Source organism: Nodosilinea nodulosa PCC 7104 (genome assembly GCF_000309385.1).
GTDB lineage: Bacteria > Cyanobacteriota > Cyanobacteriia > Phormidesmidales > Phormidesmidaceae > Nodosilinea > Nodosilinea nodulosa.
In genome coordinates, this window is record NZ_JH976537.1 from 5,648,360 (window position 1) to 5,674,139 (window position 25,780).

Sequence of the window (25,780 nt, forward strand, 5' to 3'; positions counted from 1 at the left end):
CAATGGCTGTACACGACCAGTGGTGAGGCGCTCTTATCCTTGTTCGGGCAGTTGGTTGAAACTGAAGCTCGCCAAAATGGTGGGCAAGCTATTCGAGCTGCCATTTTGTTGGCTGCCGCCGATCCCAACGGGCTTTCACTGCTCAACATCATCCGTCACTACCCGACCCGCAAGCTACGATTGGATCTGCGACAAATTCAGGCTGTGGCCCAATCTGTCAATACCAGCCTGGAGACTACTGGTGAGTTGATCAGCGCTGTTGCCCAAGAGTCGCGGGCCACTGCCGCCGCGGCGCCAGCCCTGGACTATAGCGCCCTGCCAACCCTAGGCGAAAACGGTCAGTTTGCGGTGGAGCAGCGATCGCTACTATTAAACGACAGCCAGCGAAATCGCACCTATCCCGTTGACCTTTATCTACCCGCCGACATCGGTGCCATTCAAGGCCCCCTGCCGGTGATGATCCTGTCCCATGGCCTGGGTACTATCCGCAACCATCCAGAAGCGGTCAATCTTGCTCGAGGGCTGGCATCAAATGGTTTTTTTGTGGCGATGCCAGAACACATTGGCAGCAACCAGACCTACCTAGAGGGTCTGGCACAGGGCCTGTATCAGGAATTTTTTGACCCGATGGAATTTATTGATCGCCCGCTAGATATTCATTTTCTACTCGATACGCTAGAGCAGCTCAATGCGACTGAATTTCAGGGGCATCTTCAGTTAGATAACGTGGGTATCATGGGTCACTCGTTTGGTGGTTATACCGCGCTAGCAGCCGCAGGTGGCACCATTGATATGAATTATCTAGAGCAGCAATGTGATTTAGACGCGGATATTGGCTCAAATGCTATCAACATCGCACTTTTACTGACGTGCGGAACCCTAGAGCTAGCAGCGGTGCCCAGTGCCATCCAACAATTAACCGACGGTAGTCTGACCGACGACCGCATCGGCTTTGTGTTCGCCCTCGCTCCAGTTAGCGGCCTCTTTGGCGAAACGGGGCTGAGCACTATTCAGATTCCAGTGGTACTCATGGGTGGAGAAACTGATATTGCGACTCCCGTTGCCCTAGAACAGGTGGTTGCCTTTGAGGCCCTGACGACACCAGAGCGCTACCTATATTTAGCCGAAAACATTTCTCATTCCACAGCGCTGACTCGATTAGTCCTCGATATCACTAACTCCAGTAACAATATCGTTGAGCTTTTTGAAGAAAATGAAGCCGTGTTTTCGAGCCTGCTGGCGTCCTTAGTCATTGCCCATGGAAAATTCTACCTACGCGATGATGAGTCGTATCGACCCTATCTAACGTCTGCCTACGTTGAGGCCGTCAGTGTAGAGCCCATCAAACTTCATTTGATACGAACCTCAGCCGAAGGATTTTAGACATAGGCCCAACGGGCCGAGTTGGCGACATCATAGGGGACGTTTATTTAGATAGAAGACTCTTAGGTCGATGGGAGATCGAGCTCCTCGCCAACCTCACGGGCACGTTCGACGAGTTCCACTATTAACGCTTCGCGGTCGGTCACTGTGCGAGCAGCGATTTCAGCATAGTCAGTGCCTGGAGTATGCTTGCGCCCCCAAACCCCACTGTGACAACAATAGATGAGACAGCTTAGCCAGTCCCAATTAGAGTAGAAGGAACGGTTATCCCGCATGTCAGACTCTATGCAATCGCAGCTCTTGAATCCTGAAAACAATGGGAAAGCCGCCCGTCTAGATCCCGAAGTTCTAGAAAAACCTGTCCGCCGTCAATTCACCGCCGCTTATAAGCTCGAGATGGTACAAGCTGCAGATCGGTGCACTGAGCTGGGTCAAATCGGGGCCTTACTGCGACGAGAAGGGCTGTACTCATCGCAGTTGAGTACCTGGCGCAACCAGCGACAACAGGGGCAACTGCAAGCGCTGGCCGATAATAAGCGGGGCTGCAAAGCCACAATTCCGCATCCGGTTCAACAAGAGCTGGCGCAATTGCGCCGAGAGAATCAACAGCTGCGCCACAAAATGCAGCAGGCCGAACTGATCATCGATATCCAAAAAAAGACTTCGCAGTTAATGGGGATCTCTCTGAGTCCTATCCATTGCGACGAGCCCGACTGAACCGTGCTGCTGAGACCCTGGCGCTCGACGTGGGCGTTGCCCCGGCTTGCCTGGCGTTAGGCGTCAGTCGAGCCACCCTGTATCGTCAGCGTAGCCCGTCCACGCCGTCTGCCCCTAAGGTTCGACCTAAACCGCAGCGCTCCCTGTCTGTGGCAGAACAGCAGCAGGTGTTAGCCTGGCTCAATTCAGAACGATTTATGGATTGTTCGGTGGCTGAGGTCTACGCCACGCTCTTGGATGAAGGCATCTACCTCTGTTCGATACGGACCATGTATCGACTGTTGGCCGCTGATGGCGAGACCCAAGACCGGCGTCAGCAACGCCAGCATCCCACGTATACCAAGCCAGAACTGTTGGCCACCGCGCCCAATCAACTCTGGTCTTGGGACATCACAAAGCTCCGTAGCCACCAAAAATGGACGTACTTTCAGCTCTATGTGATTCTCGATGTCTTCAGTCGCTATGTCGTCGGCTGGATGGTGGCGCATCGCGAATCGGGCGCGTTGGCCGAGCGCTTGATTCGACTCACCTGTCAGAAGCAGGCCATTGAGCCGGGGCAGTTGACGCTCCATGCTGACCGGGGTACGTCAATGACCTCGAAGACGGTCGCGTTCCTGCTCTCTGATCTGGGCGTGACCAAGAGCCATAGCCGTCCCCAGGTGTCCAATGACAATCCGTTTTCGGAGGCGCAATTCAAAACCTTGAAATATCAGCCCACGTTTCCCACACAGTTTGGCTGTATCGAAGATGCCAGGGCCTTTTGCCAACACTTCTTTGCCTGGTATAACCAAGTCCATCATCATGGGGGCATTGGTCTATTGACCCCTGAGGTGATGCATTCAGGCCAAGCTGACGTCGTCACTCAGCAACGACAAGCCGTTTTAAACACGGCTTATCTCGCCCATCCTGAGCGCTTTGTCCATCATCCGCCCACTCCACCCGTGGTGCCCAATGCCGTTTGGATCAATCCACCGATAGCAGCTCCTAACAGCCAGGCGGTTCCACACTAATTTGTTTTTAGTTTCTGTCTCATTTTTGTTGACACATTCCGAACCAGCAAATCGATCAGGACTGGAACTAGCTCCAGGCCGCTATCGGTAGGAACATACTTACGACTGCGACCATCGCGAGGATCCCGTCGCTGCTTTAGTACGCCAGCCTCGATCAATCGCTCCAGTCGATCCGTCAGGGTATTCGTGGCGATGCCTTCGTCAGCGGCAATTTCTGAGAACGCACGGCGTTGCCCCAACAGCACATCTCGCAGCACCACCAGCGTCCATCGGTCTCCTAATAGATCTAGAGCGCAGGCAATCGGGCAGTTTGAGCGCGGCGTGTCTTTGCCAGACGGCATGAATCGCTGATCGCTGATGGTTCAAGGGCTTCAGAATTATAGCTTGCATTTTGCCAGTCAAAAAGTTACTCTTGTTTTGCAAGTTAAATGACTTGTGTTTTGCTACTGTGCGTCTACCCCTAATCGTGACGTCCTGCCTTGCTAGCTGAACAGTCATGTTGTGAAACAAAACGTGCGGGACTTGCTCGCCTCACTACCCCGGAAAGGAACGATTCATGGACGAAACCAAATATCCCGAGGGTAGCACCGCGCTACTCTTCATCGACCCCTACAACGACTTCCTTGCAGAGGAGGGCAAAATGTGGCCCCAGGTCGCTGAGGTGGCCCGGTCGGTCGACCTTCATGCCAACCTGGCTCGGGTCCGTGCGGCTGTGCGCGAGGCCGGGATCCCGATCTTCATTCTGCCCCACCATCGGCACAAGCCGACGGATTTCGAGGGATGGGCGAACCTGACACCCTCACAGCGTGCGGCGCACGAATACCAGTTGTTCGCCGTCGACAGCTGGGGCGGCAAGTGGTATCAGGGCTTCGGCCCCGAACCTGGCGACATCGTCGTCAAGGAACACTGGGGTGCGTCCAGCTTCGCCAATACCGACCTGGATGTGCAGCTGCGCCAGCACGGTATCACCCATGTCATCTTCATCGGGATGATTGCCAACACCTGTATCGAAACTACCGCGCGCTATGCGTCCGAACTCGGCTACCATGTGACGCTGGTACGCGATGCAACGGCGGCCATGTCGGCAGAAGCCATGCACGCCGCCCACGAAGTCAACGGCCCGACCTATGCGCACGCCATTCTCACCACGGCAGAGGTTGTTTCGAGACTGGTTAGTGAGGACGCCGCATGATCTCGGGACATGCAGCAACGACGCTGGTGGCCAAACGCGCAGTGCCGGAAATGCCCTGGTGGCTTCTTCTTGTCAGTGCCTTTCTGATCGATATCGCGATGTTCACTTTCGTCGCGCTCGGCATTGAGACAATGGCTCCTACGGGTGCCGACGGACCGACCCTGGCGAACGTAATAGTCGACATGACATTTAGTCACGACCTGATCCCCCAGATTGGCTGGACATTGCTGGCCGGTGCGATCGCGTTCGCGGTGACGCGCCGTCGTGTGTTCGCGCTTACTGCCATGGCATTGTCGTTGGGCCATTGGCTGGCAGACCTGGTTACGGGCTACGAGCACCATGTCTTTGGCCCTGAAAGCTATTCCCTTGGGACCGACTGGTATCGCCTGAACCTGCCGGCGGCGCTGTCGTTCGAGGCCGCTCTTGGTATATTTTGCGTCTTTATCTTCACCCGCGGGAGATCATTCTCGCCCGGCGCACTGGCGGGACTCTACGGTCTGTTCGGTGTTTTCCCCTTCGCTTTCCTCTTCATCTGACGCCAAATCCAATCATCGTTCGGCGCAGGCCATCCGCCTGAGAAAGCGAAAGCACTCCAAAATTCCTTGCATACGACAAGCAATCGTGTGTATTACTGCTTTTGATCCGCAAGCGATTGTTCAACCAACAAAAACAGGAGCCATTTCATGCTTACAGTCGGAGAAGCCACCGCAAAAGCCATCATTAACGCACCTATAGAGTCTATAAATTTAGGTGAATGGATGTTTACGATTAGTTCAGAAGAATATGCGGCCTGCGCCGAGGGGCACCAAAGTGCAGCGCAAGGGAAATTGGTTTCCGGAAAAAGGTTCTCGGTAAACTTAGAAACCGTGGGCGGCATGTTCATGGTTCAACACTACATCGAGACGGTTTCGGAAAGAGATCATGTCGTGGGCTTTTCACCCAATAGCGTTTTTTGGCTAAATGATACAGACTACGTCTTTTCACAAATTACTTGGGAGCTAAAGGTGGCGCAACTTGATGAGAATCGCTGTGAGCTTACTTGCAGCGTTCTCTCGAAAAGTGAGAACGAAGCGTTCGTAACCGCACTAAACGAGGCAATGAAAGATGTGCCGCCAGAGAACACTCCCCTTCAGCAACACATCAACGAAGAAACCCCGTTGTTTGGGAAAGACATCGAACGTAAGGCATTGGCTGGAGTTTGGGTTTGAAGTAGGGTTTTCCAGGGTCTGGATCGCCCTTGGCGCACCTGAAGTGCTCGCGAATCACACCAATTTCTTCAACTACCAATCTACAAAATCAAAGAAATGCCATGCAAGTTCTCATGATTGTTCGCTTGACCAGCTCATCGAAATAGTGAGCGATGAAAGCCAACATCATATCCATTCCTGCTAGTCGTCAGAATCGCGGGCACGTTCGACAAGTTCTGCCAGTAAAGCATCGCGATCGCCCACGGCACGGGCCAAAAGTTCGGCAGGAACAGTCCTCGACATGTACTTATTCCCCCAGACCATCAGCTCGATTAGTACCGGAATCAGTTCTAGACCGCTCTCGGTTGGTACATATCGACGACTGCGGCCATCGCGGGGATCTCTTCGCCGCTCAAGTACGCCAGCCTCGATCAATCGCTCCAGTCGATCGGTCAGGGTATTCGTGGCGATGCCTTCGTCAGCGGCAATTTCTGAAAACGTGCGGCGCTGCCCCAAAAGCACATCGCGCAGCACCACCAGCGTCCATCGGTCTCCTAATAGATCTAGAGCGCAGGCAATCGGGCAGTTTGAGCGCGGCATGTCTTTGCCAGACGGCATAAATCGATGATCGCAAACAGTTCAAGGGCCCTAAATTATAGCTTGCATTTTGCCAGCCAAAACGTTACTCTTATTTCGCAAGTTAAATCACTTGTATTTTGCAAGCTAACCAGACTGGCCATGACTGGCTGAGGAACTATCCATGGATCTCAACGGAAAGCGTATCGTCATCACGGGCGGCGGTTCAGGGATTGGGTTGGCAATGGCGCGATCGCTCGCTTCTGAAGGTGCCCACGTGGTGATCACGGGCCGCGATCAGACGAAGCTAGCGGCGGCGGCTTCCCACCATGCCAATATTTCGTCCCAGGTCTGCGATGTGGCTGACGAGGCGGCTGTTGTCGCCCTGCGCGACGCTATGGATGCGGCGGGCGGCACGGATATTTTGGTCAACAATGCCGGGATCATGCACGCGTTTGATGTCACCCAGGGTTTCCCGCTGGAGAAACAGCTGCAGGAAATCGACATCGACGTGTCAGGCCCGGTGCGTCTGGTTCACCACTTTTTGCCTGGGATGCTGAAACGGGAGTCGGTGATTGTCAACGTCAGCTCCGGCTTAGCCTATGCGCCCTATGCTGCGGCCCCGGTTTACAGCGCGAGCAAAGCATTTTTGCACTCCTATACCCAAAGCCTGCGATCGCAACTGGCGAATACTTCTGTTCGGGTGGTGGAGCTGTTGCCGCCGGTCGTCGATACTCCATTGGCGGCTGACCTCGATCCGTCATTCCCCCGCATATCGCCTGAAAAGTTAGTCGCAGCCCTGATCAAAGGGCTTAAAAACAATACTGACGAAATTGCTCCTGGCCAGTCAGCGCAGCTGAAGCTGATGAGTCGCCTAGCACCCGGATTGCTCTTTCAGCAAATGAATAAGAACGTCTAGAGCTAATGATTCGGATGCATCTAAAGGTTAGGGGACACTGCTAAAACTTGCGATCCCTCAGTCGTTGCATAGGCCTAACGATTCATTTAGGGCAGCGCAAGATGAAATATTCAGTCATCTGACTCGATACCGATAACTTAAGCACGGAGATAGTAAATGATCCTGAACAACTGGACTATCCTGGGCATTCAGAGCACCATCGGATTAGTTCTATACACATTGATATTTTTCTGGTACGTGCAACCGAGGCTCTCAAAGTCACCCTTTGAAAAAGCCGTTTTGCCGCTGCTGCTATTGCACGTTTTTCGCTTTGCGGGCTTTGCATTGCTGGTTGTTGGTCAGGTAGATCCGTCTTTGCCGCGACAAGCGCTGTCTGCGATCGCCTACGGCGATTTACTGGCTGGCCTCAGCGCGTTAATTGCAGCGCTGGCCCTGCGAGGGAAGTCTAGTTTGGCAGTACCGCTGATTTGGCTCTTCACTTTTATCGGAGTTGCAGACATCGTGAATGTCGGGCGCATCGCCATCGGGCTTGATCTGTTCAATCAATACATCGGCACGATGTGGTTTGTATCGATCTTGTTTTTCCCGACCCTTCTGATTGCACACATTTACATTGTTTATCGTCTCCTTAATAAGGGAAATGAAGATCTTAAAAGGATTGAAAACACCTAATGAAAATTACTTTTCCAGAGCGCGAGGACACAGATCTCGTAACGCCTCCAGATAGTCAATAGAGGAAATATCCTATGTCCAAACGATCTCATTTCATGGCCGTTGTCGCCACTGGACTGTTTGCAGGCGGCGGTACCATGGTCGGCCTCTCCTTCGGAATTGTCTTTCTGGGACTTGGCAACCTGGTGCCAGCGATGAGCGGTGAGCAACTGGTCGAGCTTTTCCCGAAATACTGGATCGCGATCGCTTGCACGATCATCCCTGTCGCACTCACAAAAACGATCTCGCTCTTTACCGCAACATTCACGTCACCCAAGGGCAACGGTGTTCGGCGGCTTTGGTCCTGGGCGCTGGGTCTTTGGCTCATCAACTGCACGATCACCGTGGGATACCACCTTCAGGTCGTGATCGCGTCATTCCAGGGCCAGTACTCCCCTGAGGAAATGGTCGGCACGATCCAGATGTGGATTGCGCTTCACTGGGTTCGGGTGGCGCTGGCCCTGGCGAGCTTTGTGTTGGCTATCCTGGCGACCCTGCGCGCGGCCATAAAGAACGCAACCCGGCAGCGACGGACTGAACAGCCATCGATGCAACGAGGAACTCAATTGTGACCAAAACTCCTGCCCGACAATACGCTGATCATCACGGATGTTGAGAATGGTGGCCTCGCCGCCCTGTCGCCCGACGGCATGCTCGGAACACTGACCAAACATTCAGAGGTTGATTGACAAAACTTTGGAGGTAGGTTGGGTGAAACGCAGTGAAACCCAACGCCAGAGATAGTTTCGTTGGGTTCTGCTATCGCGCCACCCAACCTACGCAATAAAAGGCATTTCGGAGATTTGTCAGTCAACCGGGGTAACGCCAGCAGACTCAGCAAAAAGAAGACTCAGTAAAAAGGTATCGACAATGACCCAAAGAGTCAGATGGGCCATCGCTATATTGATGGCAGCAACGCTTTTCCGGGTTCAAACAGTCCTTTTCCTTCCCACAGTGGAAATGTTCGGCGGTCCTGCTCCAGATGGTTGGTTTGGTCCGTGGCTAAGCGATGCCATCCTCGGCTTCCTCTTGCCGGTAATGCTCTTCCTGTTTTGGACGTGGCGCGGAATCCGGGTCTGGGGCATGCTGGTGGGCTATAACGCTGTCGGAGCCTTTGACTATTCCCAAGGTCTGATCACGCAATATATCAGCCCAATGCCAGCAGAGATGGCTTCGCCCGCAACCGTCTATGGTGGCATTGGCATCTTTGTGGTGTTGCAGCTGATCGCGCTCTGGCTGCTGTTCCGCCGCGATGTTGTCGCCCATTTCAAAACGTGAGTTCAGAGGGCAGGCGGTGTCAACAATCGGTGCAATCATCGCGTTTTTTCTGATGAGAGCAGAAGATCAGTTGGCAATACTTTTTAGCGCAAGGGAATCTGAAAATTATTACGTCGATACCACAGGGAATTAATTCAAGACTATGGATTTCAAAACCGCTTTGATTGTTGGTGCAGGCAATGGACTCAGCGCATCGATAGCACGCCTTTTTTCTGAAAACGGTATGACGATAGGATTAGCCGCTCAAAATACTGAAAAGTTGACGCCTCTTTGCGATCAGATTAAGGCACAGGCTTTTCAGTGCGATGCCTCGCAGCAAAATGAGGTTGAGCAGCTTTTTGCTGACTTTGACAATCGCCTTGGCTCGCCTGATGTAGTGGTTTACAATCCTAGCTACCGCACCCAGGGATCTCTGGTTGATTTGAAGCCTGCCGATGTTGAAAGAACATTGGCCGTCACAGCCTTCGGCGGTTTTCTCGTAGGCCAGCAGGCCGTGAAGCGAATGCTAGAAAAGGGGCATGGGGCAGTTTTATTCACAGGTGCTTCTGCGAGTGTAAAAGGCTATGCGCTTTCTGCGCCTTTCGCGATGGGTAAGTTTGCCCTGCGCGGGCTGGCTCAAAGTATGGCCAGAGAACTAGCGCCGAAGAATATTCATGTGGCCCATTTTATTATTGATGGGAGCATTGCCTCGCATCACCGACCGCAGCCTGAGGATAAGCCGGACAGTTTTTTAGAACCGGATGCGATCGCACAAACCTATCTAAACACCTTAATGCAGCACCGCAGCGCTTGGACATGGGAAATAGAGCTACGTCCCTGGGTCGAACGGTTTTGAGCCGAGTTATCTGTTCTCCTGCCCTATATGAATCTTACCCTCAGCTTGGAGGCTCAAAAAAGATGCAAAACATAGTAGCCATTGTCGCTATTATTGCCACCGCTGCTTTTGCTGGCAACATGATTAATATCGGCATGAGCTATGCGAGATATTGGCAATTCATTGATCCAATTGCCTTTATGGAAGATTTTAAGGTGAAGTTTCCGCTGCTTTTACCCCCTACGGCAGCTACTCTCTTGCCTGCCTTGATTGCAACCCTGTTGGCTGTTGTCTTCAATTGGAATACCCCTGCAACTCGATCACTGTGGCTGGTTTCTTTATTTGGATTATTGATTACCGTAGCCATTACGCTAATTTACCATTTGCCTAACAACCTGGCTTTCATGGACTTGAAGTATAGCGCGACAAAAGCAGCCAGCCGATTGCAAATTTGGGTGTTACTGCATTGGGTGCGAGTGGTGGTGGCGATCGCCGCCGCCGTCTTTGCAATTTTAGGTTTCAAAAAGTCGTGACATGAATAGAGTTGAATTCAAAGGGTATTGCTCATGAAAAAAGTCGTCGTTTGCGGAGCCAGCGGATTGGTTGGCACCAGGCTGGTTCAGCTGCTCCATGAAAAGTCTTGTCCGTTAGTGCTCGTGGGAAGAACCCCTCAGCGGCTTAAACAAAAATTTCCATTTGCAGCAGATTGCTATTCCTGGGAGGAATTTTCGGCATCCCCAGCTCAAGAGTTAGGTGTCATCATCAACCTTTCGGGTGCCAGTGTCGGTGAACAATCGTGGTCGGATGCCTATAAGCAAGTCATGACTGATAGCCGTCTAAATGCGACCAAAATCTGCGTAGAGGTCTGTAAACAGAATCCAGATATCCGTCTGATTAATGCGTCAGCAGTCAGTGCCTACGGGTTTTATGACCATGACCACGAGGCGTTTTCAGAAGCTGACCGCGATCGCAGAACAGGCACTTGCTTTTTGCAGGAGATGATTGACCAATGGGAGCAGGCAACGGAGCCAGCCGTGGAAGTGGGTAATCGGGTGGCGCTGCTGCGAATCGGATTCGTACTTGACGGCGATGGGGGGGCTCTGCCGACAATGGCAGCTCCGTTTCGTTATTTCCTGGGGGGAAAATCTGGCACGGGGAAGCAAATCATGTCGTGGGTCAGTTTGCGCGATCTGGTGGCCGCCATCGAGTTCATTTTTGACCATCCCGACCTCAACGGCCCTATCAACATTGTTTCGCCAGGGGCCTGTAGCAATCGAGTTTTTGCCCAAAGCCTGGGCAAAGCGTTGGGCAGACCAAGTTTTGTCCCTGCACCCGCTTTCTTGATCAAAGCGCTGATGGGGCAACTAGGGCAAGAACTGGTTCTGACGGGGCAGCGCGTCTCACCACGCAAACTGCTAGAGGCAGGCTTTGTCTTCCAAGATCAAGACATCGAACAGTGCCTGAGAGAAATTTACAGCCGTTAGATAGGGATGGCTCGATGGAGATTGTGTGCTGCCTCTCTATAGATTTCACCGTCTAGTGGTTCACATCATTCGAGAAACCGGCATTTGATTTGGGAGTAAATGCATGAATTCTGCCTATGGAAGGTTATGTGGTATTACCGGTGGATCACTGATATTACTTGGTTTTACCCTACTTACCGTGATGCTGGTTTTCTTGGGCACGGGTCAGTCACCCATTCCAGTGGATGGCGTAGGGTATTACTTTGTGGCATTTACGGGCTCTGTGCTAATGGCCTGGGGGCTGAGTCTACGTGTAGCCTCTCGGGACATGGATCTGGCGCGTGTCCTCGCCCCTGCTAATGCCATGGGTATGGCGTTAATGGCGTTCTATCGATTGGTGATTGTGTTCAGCAGTGCTGATGTCAGAGCATGGATTGGCTTTCTTCCGATGGGTGAAGCCTTTCTTTTTGGTGGTTTAGCCATTGCCTTTTGGTGGGGACGCCCAAAGCCTGTTTAGAGCTGAGCGTGAAGCTACCTAACGGTCGCAATCACCGGACACAGATAACTTTTGCAACCAACCAACTGAACTGTTCCGGTGCATTGCGATTGTTATACAGCGATCGCTGAATCACTTTTGTTCAATGATCATTACCAGCATATATCCACATTGGTTCTGTTTTCCCAGCCCTTGTAAACCCACATTTCTCGTAAAATGAAATCGCCTCACTGTCAGCTACAAGCATGTGCATGTGCATTTGTTCGTATCTCTTCTTTAAGATTTCCATGATTCTTTTGCCAATGCCTTGACCTTGATAATCTGGATGAACTAACAGATGGGGATAATACACGACTAAAAACCCATCTGAAATTGCATTGCCAATGCCCACAAGCCTTTCGCCATTCCACGCCGAGACAAGGGCATGAGAGTTAAGTAACGCTTGATACAATGCCTGGGGTTTTTGTGCTGAAGACCAACCATTCAACTCGTATATGGGGAGAATCTGCTCGATCGCAATATCTCGCTGCTCAGAAAAAGTAATCATGTCTAGTGGGATTGACCTACAACTTCGTAATGTACGACTCTTGGTTCAAACTCTAGTAGGAAATCTTCGTCTTCCGAGTAATATTTCGCAACTTCTACATCCTGACCAGCGAAACCTTGAATGACTTCCATACTTTCCCAAAACGAGAGGGTAATGAAGTGCGTTACCTCTCCTTCAGGATGTTCAAGAATGTAGACACCGACATTCCCCTCTACCGATTGATAATCAGGGATAGCCCGTGTGTTCAAAAATTCTCGGTATGCTTTGGCTTTAGAGGTTGGTACTCTACCATGCCAGATTCTTGAGATCATCTTTTTCCAGGATTCAATGAAACTTATACTAATTCAGTTCGATCAAAACATCCTTAAAGCTGCCGGACTTACTAACCACCTACAGGGAATGCTCCCATCGACAAGTGAAGCTGTATACAGCGGTTCCCGGGTGGGTGAGGTACAGATTTTTATCTGAGATTCCTGCGTGGCAAGGGTTTCAGAGCTTGTGCTGTACCTTATGGGATCAAGAAACGCTGTAACTCGTAATTAGAGGGAAAATTTCTGCCTAATACCCCCACGCGGGATCTTAGATAGAAATCTGTCTGCCTCAACACCCCCATAGAGATCTTATGCGAGAAATTTCAGTATAAATCCCTGGCGTCTAGGGGGCAGATAACTGAAGATGCCCTTCTGGCAAGTACAGAGTTATTTGTGGATAGTTCAGCTCCACTAAGGCGCTTGCTTGACCAGGTGCGCGATGCGATTCAGTTGAAACATTATTCTGACCGGACGGAGCAGTCCGATGTTTAGTGAAACGCCTGTGGCAGAACCATGAGTCGGTTGCAAAGGGAGACATCCAGTGAAATAACTCTGAGTCCTGGAGTAGCTGCCCGCGCCGCAACCAGCATCCCAATCTCCCTCGGCAGCTCTTTCGTGAAAAGTTCCAAAGTTTGTCCAACGCAGAGTAGGACAATTTCTCCCCGGCTGCATCAGCGCAAGCCAGCTCGGCTAGCTGCGCGCGCAGGCAACTACTCGATTATTTTTAACGCATTACATTCATAGCAATCTGCCCACCTTTTTGAATTCACCCCCATTTAGGGATCGATCCTTAACACATCGTCGCTGGCTGCAGGGAGTTCAAACATCATGCCGTCTTCGGTGAGCACGGTACCTTTGGGCAGCTCCCGCGAGAAGATCTTCTTGAATAGAGCATTCTGAGGCGGTGGCACCAGATGGTAAAGGGCAAGCTGCTGCACCCCACTCTGTTCAACTAAATCTGAAAGGTCGCTCGTGTGTGCATGATAATTCTGAAATTCATGCAAAATCTTCCCAAATCGCGTCCCTGCTGAGGCCTGCTCAAGCGTCTCGATAATCGGCAGCGACAAACTGTCTTGAAGTAATAAGTCTGCCCCGGCAGCGGCCTCGATGAGGCCCGGTGTAATGGTTGTATCGCCACTAATGACTACGGATCTGCCCCGATAATCGAATCGATAACCCACCGCAGGGCGGATTGGATCATGATTCACCAGGAAGCTGGTGATGGACAGAGCTCCCATCTCAAGCACCGTGCCGACCTCCATCAATTGAGCCTGCATCACCCCAAGCTCGGGAGGTAAAAGCTCCTCGCCATGATGGGCCACCCGATAGGTTGAGTCGAGCCGATAAGCGGTATTCAGGCCATCGACCACCTCCGACACGCCATCAGGACCATATACGGTCATCGGCTTGGGCCTCCCAGCTACCCAGGAATTAAGGTTGAATTCAGGCAGCGCAGCGATATGGTCGGAATGAAAGTGGGTCAGGAAGACCGCTTCGAGGCGCTCTAGCGGCAAGCGCCCAAGGGTAGCAACCTGAGCGGAGCCAGCACCGGCATCAACTAAATACAGTGATTCTCCAGCGAGAACGGCAATACAGGCCTGAGCCCGCCCACGGGCGGGCATTGGGGACGAGGTACCACAAAGAAAGACCTTAAGCCCCTCATAGCTATCCATGCTGGCAGGACGTGCCATCTCTGCGGTCACGGCTTTTTCGAGCATCCAGTCCTGGGCTGTCTCCGAATTCCAGGCCCAAATTCCGAAGGCGATGATTATGACAATCAGGCTAGCGAGAAATCCGAGGGCTTGTTTCATCATTTTGAGTTGAACGACTCATTGTCTCCTTAAATTCCAAAGTCTGCTTGCACCTCGACAAGCGATCGCGCCCACAGCTTCTCCGGTTGCCAGGTATCAGGATCGAAGTGGGCGTTGCGACCCCGGTGATAGGCCGTGAGTAAGCGAGATCGCACCGCCGCATGACTGAGCGCCGGGATCTGTTGCCGCCGTTGCCGCTGAATGCCCCGCAGAGCTCCCAGCCCAATGAGCATGTTCGCTAACCGAAACTTGGCCCCGAGTAAAAATGCCTGCACTTCCGCTTCACCTACGGGGTCGATGTCATAGCCGGTTAAGACATGAATGCCGTCGTGGAGTTGTTGGCGGCGTGGCCCTCGGACGAACGGGGAAAGACTATTGGCATCAAGGTGTTCCGCCCAGGCATGGCCGAGGGTGCCGGGGGGGAGCGATCGCAAATAGTCCATTTCCACAATCGGCGGCACGTTGAGATCGAGGCGATCAGTAACCCAGCCCAACACTTGCAAAAAGCGATCGACTCGCTGGGTCTGCATCTTTTCTACGGACGATACGGAAGAGGTGTTCATGGGATTTCTGTGTGATTACAACGTCAGCAAATGTGGTCATTCAGAGGGAAGGAGGCGGTCGAATCCTCGGGTTCTGTCTCAGTTTTGTTAACGACGACGGTTTTGGCGACGTTGTTGACGAGTTGGTTGTTGACGATTTTCTTGTAGTTCCGCCAGTTGTTCGTCAGTGAGTACTTCACGCAAATCGGCTTGGGTGTCTTGCAGCACCTTGCGGAGGTCTCCCCTTTGACTAGTCGTCAGGTTGTCGATCGCCTGGACGGCTGCTCGCACATCTTGCAATTCTCGGTACGCTGCCTGAAATTGTTCCTGTTGCTCGTCGGTCAGGATGCCGTCTAAATCGCCGCTCAGGTCTTGAAAAATGTCCTGCACGGCTGCCTGCTGGTCGTCACTCAGTTCGAGTTCCTCAAGCAAGGGATACACTTGAGCGTTGGCAGCAGTTAGGGTGAGCGGAGCCATCATCAACGTTGCGGTAGCGGCAAGGCTGATCAGTCCGAGATGAAAGAAGCGTTGCATGGTTTTGTCTCCCAGTGAGTCGTGAACTCTAACGCTCTCAATTTAGCCAGGAGACAACGCTAAATATTGGCTAGGAGGTCATGTCGTGCCCATGACTTTGGTCATGTTCTATGCAGACTGAAGTGGGGTTAGATAGAACATGCCCACCGTTAAGTCTTTTCATGCCGTCGATTCGCACCATTCGCCTGGATAATCATCCGTTTCCGTTTTTGTTGTACGGAGAATGGATGCTAGTGGCGATCGCTTTAATCAGCGAATTTTCTCCCAGTGTGCTGCCCCGCAGCGGTGGGTTTCCCGTCTTGGCCCTGCTGACAATTCTAGGATTCGGAGCCTTGGGCCTTTGGTTGCCGACGAGGCCATTGGGACTGAAAATCGGCCATGTCGCTCTACAGTTTGGCCTGTTAGTTATTGCCGCCTGCTCAAGTGCCGTTGGCCTGCGGCTGTTTCCGCTGCTGCAAGTCGTCTTGGTCATGCGGAGTTGCCTGATGTTTGGCCTTTGGGGTCGCTTGCTGGTGACCGGTGCCACGTTTATCTTCTTTTTCAGTGTGGTGCAGCGTCGGTTGGCGACTTTAGAGCAGGCCTTTCCCTTGCGCTCCAGTGGACGACTGGTCACGCAACTCATCGGTGTGCGGCTCAGTCTGATGGTGATGTTTTTGGTGCTGCTGGTGTTTTTGCTGCTGTTTATGAATGCGCTCTTGTCGGAGCGGCAACGGCGAGAAGAATTACGACTAGCCAATCAAAGACTCCGCGAATCAGCAGCACAAATTGAAAAGCTAGCCATGAATCAGGAGCGCACCCGGATTGCGAGAGAAATCCATGATTCGTTGGGACATGCTTTAACGGGGCTAAACATTCAGCTAGAGGGAGCCTTAAAGCTGTGGGACGCCAATCCTGACCAGGCCAGAACCTTTGTGGCGCAGGCCAAAGAGATGGGATCGACGGCCCTCAACGAAGCACGGCAGGCCGTAACGACCCTGCGGCAAACGCCTTTGGCCCAGCAGGATTTAGCTGAGGCGATCGCGCCCCTCACTCAACGACTCCAGCAGGTTACGGGGGTTACCCCCAATGTGTCGGTGGACTCTCCCCCCCTACCCGAATCTTTGAAGCTAACGGTCTATCGTCTTGTGCAGGAAGCCGTCACCAACATTTGCAAGTATGCTCAGGCCAGTGAAGTTAGCATCGCGATTCAGGCGTTGCCAGACGTATCACGATTGCACATTACCGTGCAAGACAACGGCCTGGGCTTCAATCCTCAGGAAAACACAACAGGGTTTGGTCTGCGTGGCATTCAAGAACGAGCCCAGGCGGAAGGGGGACAAGTGCAGTTAACTACCGCTCCCGGCCAGGGCTGCACGGTACAAGTTTGGTTACCTTTACCTTCGGAGGTAGCATGATTCACGTTTTGCTAGTGGATGATCAGGCGATCGTGCGTCAGGGACTCAAGGCGCTGCTGTCTCTGGAAGCGGATTTGGAGATTGTCGGCGAAGCGGCAAATGGTCGGGAGGCCCTCCTCATTACACCCAACGCGGTCGATGTTGTGTTGATGGACATCCGCATGCCCGTCATGGATGGCGTTGCTGCCACCCGCGAACTCTTGCACCAGTATCCCGATCTAAAAATATTGGTGCTCACCACGTTTGAAGACGACGAACTGGTCCAGCAAGCCGTGGCAGCAGGGGCCGTCGGCTATCTACTTAAAGACACCCCCTCGGAGGAAGTAGCTCAGGCCATTCGCGCGGTGCATCGCGGCTATGCCCAATTTGGCCCCGGCATTTTGCAAAAAATGGTGGTGGCCCAACCTGCACCCCTCAAGCCTGAAATCCCTCCTGGATTTAAGGAATTAACGCCACGGGAGCGGGAGGTGCTGGTGCTGATTGGTCAGGGAGCCAACAATCGCGAAATTGCCGAAGCTCTGTTCCTCTCCGAGGGAACCGTCAAGAACCATGTGACCAATATTTTGGGACGGCTGGGGCTGCGCGATCGCACCCAGGCCGCCCTCCTCGCCGTGTCCTTGCCACTGGAACGTGATTAGAAACCCTACACGAACTCAAACCCCTGGTTGAAGTTCGTGACCTCAACTCCGGCAATCACCGGCATTGGACTGTTAACGGGTGATGGAATCCTAAAAGCCTTGTCAGCCAAGCTTTTCAGGGAATTTTGCTAAAGGCAGCTCAAATCCTTGCACACAAAGGCTTGTGGCCACTCATCACCTCTTTAGAGACCAGTGCCTAACCTTGAAAAATCCCAAAGTTTCGCAACAGGTTAAGGAACCAGTGCCAACTATTCTAGTGTTTGGATAATGACCTCTTCGCCCAAGCCAAAAGACAGAGTCATCCCAGCCCCACTCAAGCCATTCACGATAGTGACTCCCACTTCGGGGTGGGCAATGAATTCGGTTTTGCCCGGTAGTTTGGCGTAAATACCGTGCCAGGTGGCGGCAATATCCAGACAAGGAACCTGAGCGAAACCTCGCAGATAGCTCAGCACAAATTGATTGATGTCAGCCCGATCAAACGGGTCGAAGGTGAGGCCGTATTCGTGCGAGTCGCCTAAAATCAATTCGCCCAGACCGTTTTGAGACATCATGACGTGAATGTGCCGGTCCACGGCAAAAGGGAGTTGGGCGCTGAACCGCTGTTTTAAGGCAGGCAGTGATGGACAGTCCGCGAAGGCGGTGTAGTGAGTGAGGGTGAGCCCACCGCAGAGGGCCGGGCCAATGCGATGCCCCTTTGGTTGGGAGGCGGTGCGCATCATCTGCAGTTTAGATTTGGTGATGCCGCTACTCTGGTAAAGGCTGGGGTATAGCGTCTCAAAATCAGCCCCGGAGCACACGAAGATATGGTCTGCACTCCAGGTTTCGCCATTCACGGTGAGCTGGGGATAGCTGATTTCGGTAACCGTTGAGCCAAAGTGAAAATCTACCTCGAAGTCAGATTGAAGGACCTTGGGTAGGGCGGCGATCGCCTCTCTCGGATCAACAATCACCTCCGTATCGCTCCACAACGCCCCTAGTAACCCGTCAGTTACCGCAGCAGAGCTTTTCATAGCCGTTTCATCGGCGGTCAACCGCTGCACTCCGTAGCCTGCAGGTTTTGCAATATCCACAAATTCCTCAATCACGGCTAGTTCATCGGGGTGGTAGGCCAGGTGCAGCGACCCGACCGGATCACAAAAAAAGCCGCCCCGCGCTGCCATCTCTAGCCAAATCTCGCGCGATCGCATCGCCCGATTGTACAGGGGGCCGGGCGGCTGTCCAATCGGCCACACCATACCAAAGTTGCGAATAGACGCCCCGACAGCGCGATCGCTGCGCTCGAATACGGTCACTTGATGGCCCCGGCGGGCAGCAGCTAGCGCATGGGCTATGCCCACAATCCCGGCTCCAACAACGGCAATTTCGGTAGATTTTGTCTCGGTCATAGTTCAGTTTTCCAACCACTGCTCAAGTTGGCTTTGGAAATGGGTCATCGAGTCAAACAGGCCGTCATTGGCATACTGGGCCAGTTGCTCCTTGGTATGGGTGCCATTGGTGACGCCGCAAACATAAAGGCACCCGGCGTGGCGACCAGCGTCTAAATCAGAGGGGGTATCGCCAATGACCACGACGGTTTTGGGATCATTGATGCCTAGGCGATACATCGCTTTTTGAATCATGAAGGGGGCGGGGCGTCCTTCATTGCCGTAGATTTCCGACGGGGTGACAGACGCTTGAATCGTGGATTCCGGGGATCCAACGTAGTAGGTCGGATCCAAACCCTGATCCCAGCCCAGCCGGTCAAGGATAATGTTGGTCACTTCTCGGTAAAAGCCTGTGGTCAGGGCAATGGCAATGGATTGCGATCGCAGCCAGTCAAATAGGTCCAGACAGCCCGCCGTAGGTTCCACGGGTTGGGTGCGGTAGTGCTGCTCTAACACCGTCCGAAAGCAGTCGTAGGAAACGTCTACATTGGCAAAATAATCAGTGCTATCGGCCCCAATCTGTTCAGCCCATAGGGTTTGAAAGACAACCTTTTTGGGCAGCCCCATCATGGCGTTGACTTTTTCGGCAGTGGCCACCAATTTAGTTTGCTTTGCCGCTGCAAAGAAGCAATGCAGCACCTCGTTGTCGTCACGGACGGTGGTTCCCGCCATGTCGAATACGATCAGTTTGATGTCGGCCATTGAGATCACCTCCTAAAAAACAATCCACCCTCCAGGGGAGTAGTTGGTTTTAAGCCAGGTATGGGACGATTGACCCACGCCACCCATCTACCCCCCATCACCGGCTTAACCACGCCTCAGACCTGGCCCGCATCCCCCGCGTTAGCCATGAATACAGGAGCCGTACGCCCAGGCTAGTGGCAACAATCAGGGTAGACATAGCGGCAGCTGCCGAAATATCGCCTGCGTCGTCCATGTTCACGATCGCAACGGCGGCCAAGGGCAGGTTGGCAGGGTAGAGAAAGATGATGGCCGAAATTGTCACCATGGCATTGACAAAGAAGTAGATGCCAATCTCAAGGATGGCAGGCAGGGAAAGGGGCACAGTGACCCGCCAGAAGGTTTTATAAAAGGGCACCGCCATTGACGCTGACACCGCCTCAAACTCCGGGTCAATCTGCTTCAGCGCCGTGGTCGCGGTCAGAAAGCAGACGGTGTAGAAGTGAATGATGTTGACGATTACCAGCAGCGCCATGGTGCCATACAGCCCCTTAAATGGGTTGTAGATTGCCATCCCAGTGAAGGGAATGCGCCAGATCGGATTGTTGAAGAAAAATACGTAGGAGAGGCCCAGCACCAACCCCGGCAGCGCCAGGGGAATGGTGGAGAGAACGTATTTCGCCGAGCGCAGCCAGGCCAGCCCTCGCCCCTTCTCCACCAGGTACGCGCCGATAAACACAATGACAGTGCCAAAGATCGCCGTATAGAGGGACATGCGAATGCTGTTCCAGTAGGCCCGGTAGCCGCCACCACCGACGCCGCCAAAGTCGTAGTTCTTCAGGCTGAGCGACAGATCGTAGGGCCACACTCGCACCAGCGAAGCAAGAATAATAGTGGCGAAGACAGCGATCGCAAACCCCGCCACCAGGGCACAAAACGCAAACATGGCCCGGTCTAGGGCTGGGTTGGGTTTTGGCTGGAGGGGCACCGACTTGGCACTGACCAGAGCCGTCTGCCGCCGCTGCACAATGCGATCGATCCCAAACGCCAGCACCGACGGGAGCAGCAAAAACACGCTGATGGTGGCCCCCATCGCAAAGTTCTGCTGCCCGATCACCTGCTTGTAAATGTCCGTGGCCAGCACGTTGAAGTTGCCGCCCACCACCTTGGGCACGCCGAAGTCGGTAAAGGCCAGAATGAAGCACACAAAGATAGCGCTAACTAACCCGTACTTGACGCTGGGTAGGGTCACGGTAAAAAAAGTCTTCACCGTCGAGGCGCCCAGCACCTCTGCCGCCTCATAGAGCCGCGCATCGGTCAAATTCAGCGCCGTCATCAAGATAATCACGGCCTGGGGAAAGCAGTAGAGAAACTCTCCAATCACAATGCCGTTAAAGCCGTAGAGGTTGATATTCCACCCCGGCAGGCTGCCAAACAGCCCCGTGGTCATCAACCCCTGATTGCCAAACAGAAAGATCAGCCCGATCGCCACCGCCAGCGGCGGAATGTACAGCGATAGCAGACCCAACGTACGGAAAACCTGCTTTCCCGGCATGGCCGTGCGGGTGAGGGCATAGGCGTAGATAAACCCTAGGCCGCAGGCCAGCAGGGTCGTGGTCAGCGCCACCGTCAAGCTATTTATAAACGACTGCACCAGGGAGGGAGTCGTGAGATATTGCCAGTAGTTCGCCAGCCCGACCCAGGCCCCACTGTTGTCGCGAAAGCTGCGGCCAACCATGGGAATCAGCGGCAGCACGACGCCCACCAGCAGCCACAGAGCCCCTAGGGTGAGAAAGAAGCGCATGATCCAGGCTTCGGCGTCGATCGCTCTGGTGCGGTCAATGCGGAGAGGGCGGGGGGAGGAAGTGGGGGTCATGGGGTAAAGATGTTAGGGAGATGGCGAGGTTTGGGAAACAGAGTTTTGCTCAAAAACTAAGCATTCAGAATTACCCAGTGCTCTATTCCTTCGGAAACACCCGAATCATCTCTGGGGGCAGCTGGATCGACAGCGCCTCTAGAGCCTCAACGTTTAGGTTGCGGGCGCGGTTGGCGGAGATCTCCAGGGTGATGGGCTGGCGGGCGTTGCCGGAGAGGGTAAGGTCAAGGCGGTAGCCCGCGCCGAGAAATTCGCGGCTGACCACGTCGGCTTCGACCCGGTTGGGGGCATCGGTAGCGATGTCCGCCACGCGCATGTCTTCGGGGCGAATGGCGATCGACACCGCCTGGCCCACGGGCACCTCGTTACTGGGGGCATGCAGCAGGATGTTGCCGCAGCGCACGGTGTCTGCGGCTTCGACCACGCCATCTAGAAAGTTCATTACGCCAATGAAGTTTGCGACAAATGGGCTACTGGGGTGTTGGTAGATGCTGCTGGGGGTGCCCACCTGGGCTATGTAGCCCTTGTCCATCACCACGATGCGATCGGCCATGGCCAATGCTTCGGCCTGATCGTGGGTGACCATCACAGTGGTAATGCCAAGGCGGCGCTGGAGTTCCGCGATCTCGGCCCGCAGTCTTACCCGCACCTGAGCATCCAGAGCCGAGAGGGGTTCATCTAGCAGCAGCAACCCTGGAGAGAGCGCCAGGGCGCGGGCCAAGGCAACCCGCTGCTGCTGCCCCCCGGAGAGCTGGGAGGGATACTTATGGCCCATGCCCTCCAGCCCGACTAGATCCAGCAGTTCCTTCACTCGCGTCGCAATTTGGCCCTTGGGCAGCTTTTGGTTCTCTAGCCCGTAGGCGATGTTCTGGGTGGCGGTCAGGTTGGGGAACAGGGCGTAGGACTGAAACACAATGCCAAAGTCGCGCATCGACGGCGGCAGCTTCGACACGTCTTTGCCGCCCTGGATCACCCGGCCCTGAGTCTGCTGCTCCAGCCCAGAGATGATCCTCAGCAGGGTGGTTTTGCCGCAGCCGCTGGGGCCGAGCAGGCAGACAAACTCGCCGGGGTAAACGTTCAGATAAATATCCTTCAGCGCTACGAAGCTGCCAAAGATTTTGTGAACATTCTCAATGCGCAGGTAGGGTTCGGTGAGGGTGCGATGGCCTAAGCCTGGCCCCGGATGGCCATCGACCTCCACCTCCCTGGCAGGCGCGATCGGGGGCACTAGGGGCGTAGTCTCCCCCAGATTAGGTACGGCGGACGGCTCTGAAAAGGTCATGGGAGAGACAGGGTAAACAACAGTACGGCTTACGGAAAGGCCGACCTAGAAATAGCTCCCAAAGTTCTTGAGTGAGTAGCAGAAACCATGGTGCATCCTCAAAAAGAACCCTAGGATCTGAGTTTCAAGCCACAAGTCTTTAACTCTTGGGCTCAGATTTGGCGTCGTAGCGTTTGGTCCACTCAGCGAGAATGCGCTCCCGATTCGCCGCCGCCCAGCGCAGGTCATTGTCGGCTAGTTGGGCCACGGGGTCAGTGGGAAAGCCAGCGGGCGCAGGCACGTCGGTTTTCACCGCTGTGATGGCAAAATTCTCGGCGTACTTTTTTGACACCACCGGAGAGATCGCCCAGTCCAGAAATGTCTTGGCGGCATCCTTAATTTCAGCTTTTTTGATCAGGGCATTGGCCTCTACATCCCAGCCTGATCCTTCGATTGGAAAGACTGGCTCGATCGGTTCGCCGTCGTTCTTTTGACTGACCGCCCGGTAGCCAAAGGAAATGCCGATGGGGAATTCGCCCGCGCCTGCCGCTTTGCAGGGGCGAGAACCGGAGTGCATGTATTGGGCAATGTTTTCGTGGAGCTTATCCAGGTAGGCCCAGCCCGCTTCTTCGCTGGCAGAGTTCTGCAAAATTGTGGAAACAGACAAAAATCCAGTTCCAGAAGACGCCGGGTTAGACATGACAATATGACCCTTATAAACCGGGTTAGTCAGATCAGCCCAGCCCTTGGGAATGGGCAGTCCTAGCTTCTCAGACTCGACGGTGTTCACACAAAAGGCGGACATCCACACGTCAATGCCAACCCACTGGGGCGGGTTGGCATCGTCGCGGAATTTGGGGTTGACGGCATCTAGCCCGGCGGGAGCGTAGGGCTCTAGCAGCCCTTTCTCTTCAGCCACTAACAAGCTGGATGCGGCGGTTCCCCACACCACATCGGCTTGAGGGTTGTCGGCTTCGGCTAACAATTTAGCGGTAATAATGCCGGTCGAATCGCGAACGATGTTCACGTTAATGTCTGGGTTTTGAGCTTTGAATGACTCTAAATAACCGCCTATTTGATCATCTTCCAAAGCGGTGTATACCGTAATGGATGAATCACTGGAGGAGGTAGAACTAGCCGCCCCGCTATCAGCCTGCGGTAAGTCTTCCTGAGATACAGCACAAGCCGCCACAAGCAGAACAACTGCAAAAGAGGCAGCAGCCATTGAGAAGAAACGCTGTCGGCGTCGTGCGGAAAACGCTTGAGCAACGATACGCACTAGGTCGCTAACCATAGCCTTAACCTTAGCCATAAAACTCCAAGGCTGATACTACGGGCAATTGGCGCTTCCTTGGGTAAAGTGGAGATTATGAAAAGATTTTGAAAACGTTATCTCTGAGGAAGGAATTGATGTAAATCAAGGATTTCCTTGAACCAAAAATTTTAGTTAAGTTTTTGATCGGTGGTGAACTGGTAAAATTAGAAAACAAATCCAAGTATCAAAAATTAATACGGCATAGTAGCGCAGCACTCACCCAAAAAGTTCACGAATATGCTCAGCCAATGCTAGTTTGACGTTTGCATTGACGACTCAGGAAAATATCGCTGCACTGCTTACCCATCGAGTTAGATATGCCATTTCCCGCCGAAAGTGACCTCAATACCTCTCCCCGCCGCCATCAATGGCATGAATCTCATTGGGATGGGGAACTGAGATCGCTCCTTCACCGCGACACCCAGGGCTTTCTACATCAATCTGCTTCGACCCCCTGCCTGTCGGCGATCAGGTCAGCTTCCGGCATCTGGTTAGAAGACTACCAGGGACGTCGGTTTATGGATTTCCACGGCAACAGTGCTCACAACCTGGGCTACAGTCATCCCAAATTGATCGAAGCCATTCAGGCTCAGCTGCAAACCCTTTCCTTCGTGCCCCGCCGCTATACCTGCGCCCCAGCAGTAGAGCTAACAGAAATGCTGACGGCCTTAGCCCCTGGCGATCTGGGCAAAGTTCTTTTGGCCACAAGCGGGTCCGATGCGATCGAAATTGCGCTGGCCTACGCTCGCGCCGCCACCGGACGGTTTAAAACCCTTTCATTTTGGGACGCTTATCACGGTGCCGGGTTTGGTGCCCGCAGCATCGGCGGTGAAGCCATGTTTCGCAGTGGCCCCATTGGGCCATTGCTTCCCGGCAGTGAGCATGTCCCTCCCTTCGGCGACTATCGCAACGCCTGGGGGGTTACCCAAAACAGCGCCGACGTTTGCCTCAACCAAATTCGTTACGTGCTAGAAAAAGAAGGAGACATCTGTGCTCTGATTGCTGAACCCATGCGAGCTACGAACCCAGTGCCAGCTCCCCCTGGCTTCTGGCAGCAGGTTAAAGCGGCCTGTCACCACTACGGGGCGCTGCTAATTTTTGACGAAATTCCCACTGGCTTAGGGCGCACCGGCAAGTTGTTTGCCTGCGAGCATGAACAGGTCGTGCCCGACATCCTAGTGTTGGGCAAAGCTCTGGGCGGCGGCGTGCTGCCAATTGCCGCTACCCTCTGCCACCCCGATTTGGATGTTTGCGGTGACTATGCCTATGGCCACTACACCCATGAAAAGAACCCCGTTACCACCCGCGCAGCCCTGACAACACTGCAAATTCTTCAGGAAGAGGAGCTGGTTGACAATGCCAGCACGGTAGGTGAACTAGCTTTGCAAAGACTACAGGATATGATGACTCGTCATCCCCTGATTGGCGATGTACGTGGTCGCGGCTGTCTAATTGGGGTTGAACTAGTCAGCGATCGGCATACCAAAGAACCCTTTAACGATGCGGCTGAAGCCCTAATGTATAAAGCCCTAGAGCGAGGGCTGAGCTTTAAAGTATCGATGGGGAACATCTTGATCCTCTCACCGCCGTTGACGATTACTTCTGCTGAAATGACCAAGGCCCTAGATATTCTAGATGTCTGCTTGGTAGAACTAGTGGGTCATTTGCCTTGAATGCAGCCATTAATTTTTAGGCCA

General features: G+C 53.5%; 28 protein-coding genes. 16 read left to right on the forward strand and 12 right to left on the reverse strand.

The features are described 5' to 3' along the window. Both LEPTO7104_RS0126160 and LEPTO7104_RS0126170 read left to right on the forward strand, forming a co-directional pair. The coding region (locus LEPTO7104_RS0126160; RefSeq protein ID WP_017301549.1) for an alpha/beta fold hydrolase at positions 1-1,383 on the forward strand (1,383 nt) is incomplete at its 5' end. 285 nt (positions 1,384-1,668) lie between these two features. Beyond that, a protein-coding gene (locus tag LEPTO7104_RS0126170; RefSeq protein WP_225887048.1) for an IS3 family transposase occupies positions 1,669-3,110 on the forward strand; the annotation gives its coding sequence in 2 pieces (ribosomal slippage) (positions 1,669-2,047 and positions 2,047-3,110; 1,443 coding nt in all). Here LEPTO7104_RS0126170 and LEPTO7104_RS35430 read toward each other — a convergent pair. Next, positions 3,107-3,451: a winged helix-turn-helix transcriptional regulator gene (locus LEPTO7104_RS35430; RefSeq protein ID WP_017301551.1), complete on the reverse strand. Its 345-nt coding sequence runs from the start codon at positions 3,449-3,451 to the stop codon at positions 3,107-3,109. The two genes, LEPTO7104_RS0126170 and LEPTO7104_RS35430, sit on opposite strands and share 4 nt — an antisense overlap. Positions 3,452-3,666: 215 nt before the next feature. Here LEPTO7104_RS35430 and LEPTO7104_RS0126180 point away from each other — a divergent pair, with 215 nt between their 5' ends. The 3 genes from LEPTO7104_RS0126180 (at position 3,667) to LEPTO7104_RS35435 (ending at position 5,510) form a co-directional block, all read left to right on the forward strand. After that, positions 3,667-4,302, forward strand: coding sequence for a cysteine hydrolase family protein (locus LEPTO7104_RS0126180; RefSeq protein WP_017301552.1), 636 nt, complete (start codon positions 3,667-3,669; stop codon positions 4,300-4,302). Then, positions 4,299-4,838, forward strand: coding sequence for a hypothetical protein (locus tag LEPTO7104_RS0126185; RefSeq protein ID WP_017301553.1), 540 nt, complete (start codon positions 4,299-4,301; stop codon positions 4,836-4,838). Before LEPTO7104_RS0126180 ends, LEPTO7104_RS0126185 begins: the two co-directional genes overlap by 4 nt. Before the next feature lie 147 nt (positions 4,839-4,985). Further along, entirely contained in the window at positions 4,986-5,510 is a 525-nt protein-coding gene (locus LEPTO7104_RS35435) for a hypothetical protein (RefSeq protein WP_017301554.1), read from the forward strand. Between the two features lie 180 nt (positions 5,511-5,690). On the opposite strand, the gene LEPTO7104_RS0126200 is transcribed toward LEPTO7104_RS35435, so the two are convergent. Next, on the reverse strand, positions 5,691-6,107 hold the full coding sequence (locus tag LEPTO7104_RS0126200) for a winged helix-turn-helix transcriptional regulator (RefSeq protein WP_017301555.1): 417 nt from the start codon (positions 6,105-6,107) through the stop codon (positions 5,691-5,693). A 142-nt stretch (positions 6,108-6,249) separates the two neighbouring features. Here LEPTO7104_RS0126200 and LEPTO7104_RS0126205 point away from each other — a divergent pair, with 142 nt between their 5' ends. From LEPTO7104_RS0126205 to LEPTO7104_RS0126240, 8 genes are all read left to right on the forward strand, one after another. Continuing rightward, positions 6,250-6,984, forward strand: a complete 735-nt coding sequence (locus LEPTO7104_RS0126205) for an SDR family oxidoreductase (RefSeq protein WP_026073099.1) — start codon at positions 6,250-6,252, stop codon at positions 6,982-6,984. Between the two features lie 156 nt (positions 6,985-7,140). Then, a complete protein-coding gene (locus tag LEPTO7104_RS0126210; RefSeq protein WP_017301557.1) occupies positions 7,141-7,656 on the forward strand; it encodes a hypothetical protein in 516 nt (171 codons plus the stop codon). 74 nt (positions 7,657-7,730) lie between these two features. Further along, positions 7,731-8,267 carry a hypothetical protein gene (locus tag LEPTO7104_RS0126215; protein WP_155523791.1) on the forward strand — a complete coding sequence of 179 codons (537 nt, stop codon included), beginning with the start codon at positions 7,731-7,733 and terminating at the stop codon, positions 8,265-8,267. A 298-nt stretch (positions 8,268-8,565) separates the two neighbouring features. After that, entirely contained in the window at positions 8,566-8,973 is a 408-nt protein-coding gene (locus LEPTO7104_RS0126220) for a hypothetical protein (protein ID WP_017301559.1), read from the forward strand. Between the two features lie 142 nt (positions 8,974-9,115). Next, positions 9,116-9,808: an SDR family NAD(P)-dependent oxidoreductase gene (locus LEPTO7104_RS0126225; protein WP_017301560.1), complete on the forward strand. Its 693-nt coding sequence runs from the start codon at positions 9,116-9,118 to the stop codon at positions 9,806-9,808. A 62-nt stretch (positions 9,809-9,870) separates the two neighbouring features. After that, entirely contained in the window at positions 9,871-10,320 is a 450-nt protein-coding gene (locus tag LEPTO7104_RS0126230) for an anthrone oxygenase family protein (RefSeq protein ID WP_017301561.1), read from the forward strand. A gap of 33 nt (positions 10,321-10,353) precedes the next feature. Beyond that, positions 10,354-11,271: a TIGR01777 family oxidoreductase gene (locus LEPTO7104_RS35440; protein WP_017301562.1), complete on the forward strand. Its 918-nt coding sequence runs from the start codon at positions 10,354-10,356 to the stop codon at positions 11,269-11,271. A gap of 103 nt (positions 11,272-11,374) precedes the next feature. Then, positions 11,375-11,767 (forward strand): hypothetical protein, encoded by a 393-nt coding sequence (locus LEPTO7104_RS0126240; protein WP_155523792.1) that lies wholly within the window; start codon positions 11,375-11,377, stop codon positions 11,765-11,767. Between the two features lie 121 nt (positions 11,768-11,888). Here the strand turns inward: LEPTO7104_RS0126240 and LEPTO7104_RS0126245 are convergent, their stop codons facing one another. The 5 genes from LEPTO7104_RS0126245 to LEPTO7104_RS0126265 form a co-directional block, all read right to left on the reverse strand. Further along, on the reverse strand, positions 11,889-12,293 hold the full coding sequence (locus LEPTO7104_RS0126245; RefSeq protein WP_017301564.1) for a GNAT family N-acetyltransferase: 405 nt from the start codon (positions 12,291-12,293) through the stop codon (positions 11,889-11,891). 2 nt (positions 12,294-12,295) lie between these two features. Then, positions 12,296-12,541: an antibiotic biosynthesis monooxygenase gene (locus LEPTO7104_RS35445; protein WP_225887049.1), complete on the reverse strand. Its 246-nt coding sequence runs from the start codon at positions 12,539-12,541 to the stop codon at positions 12,296-12,298. 839 nt (positions 12,542-13,380) lie between these two features. Then, positions 13,381-14,415, reverse strand: a complete 1,035-nt coding sequence (locus tag LEPTO7104_RS0126255) for an MBL fold metallo-hydrolase (protein ID WP_196358153.1) — start codon at positions 14,413-14,415, stop codon at positions 13,381-13,383. Positions 14,416-14,444: 29 nt separating this feature from the next. Beyond that, positions 14,445-14,978: a Coq4 family protein gene (locus LEPTO7104_RS0126260; protein ID WP_017301567.1), complete on the reverse strand. Its 534-nt coding sequence runs from the start codon at positions 14,976-14,978 to the stop codon at positions 14,445-14,447. Positions 14,979-15,065: 87 nt separating this feature from the next. Next, positions 15,066-15,491, reverse strand: a complete 426-nt coding sequence (locus tag LEPTO7104_RS0126265; protein ID WP_017301568.1) for a hypothetical protein — start codon at positions 15,489-15,491, stop codon at positions 15,066-15,068. Between the two features lie 161 nt (positions 15,492-15,652). On the opposite strand from LEPTO7104_RS0126265, the gene LEPTO7104_RS0126270 reads away from it, so the two are divergent. Continuing rightward, positions 15,653-16,885: a sensor histidine kinase gene (locus LEPTO7104_RS0126270; RefSeq protein ID WP_017301569.1), complete on the forward strand. Its 1,233-nt coding sequence runs from the start codon at positions 15,653-15,655 to the stop codon at positions 16,883-16,885. Then, positions 16,882-17,523, forward strand: a complete 642-nt coding sequence (locus LEPTO7104_RS0126275; protein WP_017301570.1) for a response regulator transcription factor — start codon at positions 16,882-16,884, stop codon at positions 17,521-17,523. Before LEPTO7104_RS0126270 ends, LEPTO7104_RS0126275 begins: the two co-directional genes overlap by 4 nt. A 248-nt stretch (positions 17,524-17,771) precedes the next feature. On the opposite strand, the gene LEPTO7104_RS0126280 is transcribed toward LEPTO7104_RS0126275, so the two are convergent. The 5 genes from LEPTO7104_RS0126280 to LEPTO7104_RS0126300 form a co-directional block, all read right to left on the reverse strand. Then, a complete protein-coding gene (locus LEPTO7104_RS0126280) occupies positions 17,772-18,911 on the reverse strand; it encodes a TIGR03364 family FAD-dependent oxidoreductase (RefSeq protein WP_017301571.1) in 1,140 nt (379 codons plus the stop codon). Positions 18,912-18,914: 3 nt separating this feature from the next. After that, positions 18,915-19,652, reverse strand: a complete 738-nt coding sequence (locus tag LEPTO7104_RS0126285; RefSeq protein WP_017301572.1) for an HAD family hydrolase — start codon at positions 19,650-19,652, stop codon at positions 18,915-18,917. Positions 19,653-19,749: 97 nt separating this feature from the next. Next, the gene (locus LEPTO7104_RS0126290; RefSeq protein ID WP_017301573.1) at positions 19,750-21,507 is read right to left on the reverse strand and encodes a putative 2-aminoethylphosphonate ABC transporter permease subunit; all 1,758 of its coding nucleotides are present in this window, start codon (positions 21,505-21,507) and stop codon (positions 19,750-19,752) included. A gap of 82 nt (positions 21,508-21,589) precedes the next feature. Next, the gene (locus LEPTO7104_RS0126295; protein ID WP_017301574.1) at positions 21,590-22,789 is read right to left on the reverse strand and encodes a putative 2-aminoethylphosphonate ABC transporter ATP-binding protein; all 1,200 of its coding nucleotides are present in this window, start codon (positions 22,787-22,789) and stop codon (positions 21,590-21,592) included. Between the two features lie 139 nt (positions 22,790-22,928). Beyond that, positions 22,929-23,993, reverse strand: a complete 1,065-nt coding sequence (locus LEPTO7104_RS0126300) for a putative 2-aminoethylphosphonate ABC transporter substrate-binding protein (protein ID WP_026073100.1) — start codon at positions 23,991-23,993, stop codon at positions 22,929-22,931. Between the two features lie 407 nt (positions 23,994-24,400). Between LEPTO7104_RS0126300 and pbfA the strand changes: the two genes are divergently transcribed. After that, positions 24,401-25,756 (forward strand): (R)-1-hydroxy-2-aminoethylphosphonate ammonia-lyase, encoded by a 1,356-nt coding sequence (gene pbfA / locus LEPTO7104_RS0126305; protein ID WP_026073101.1) that lies wholly within the window; start codon positions 24,401-24,403, stop codon positions 25,754-25,756. Positions 25,757-25,780: the final 24 nt, after the last annotated feature.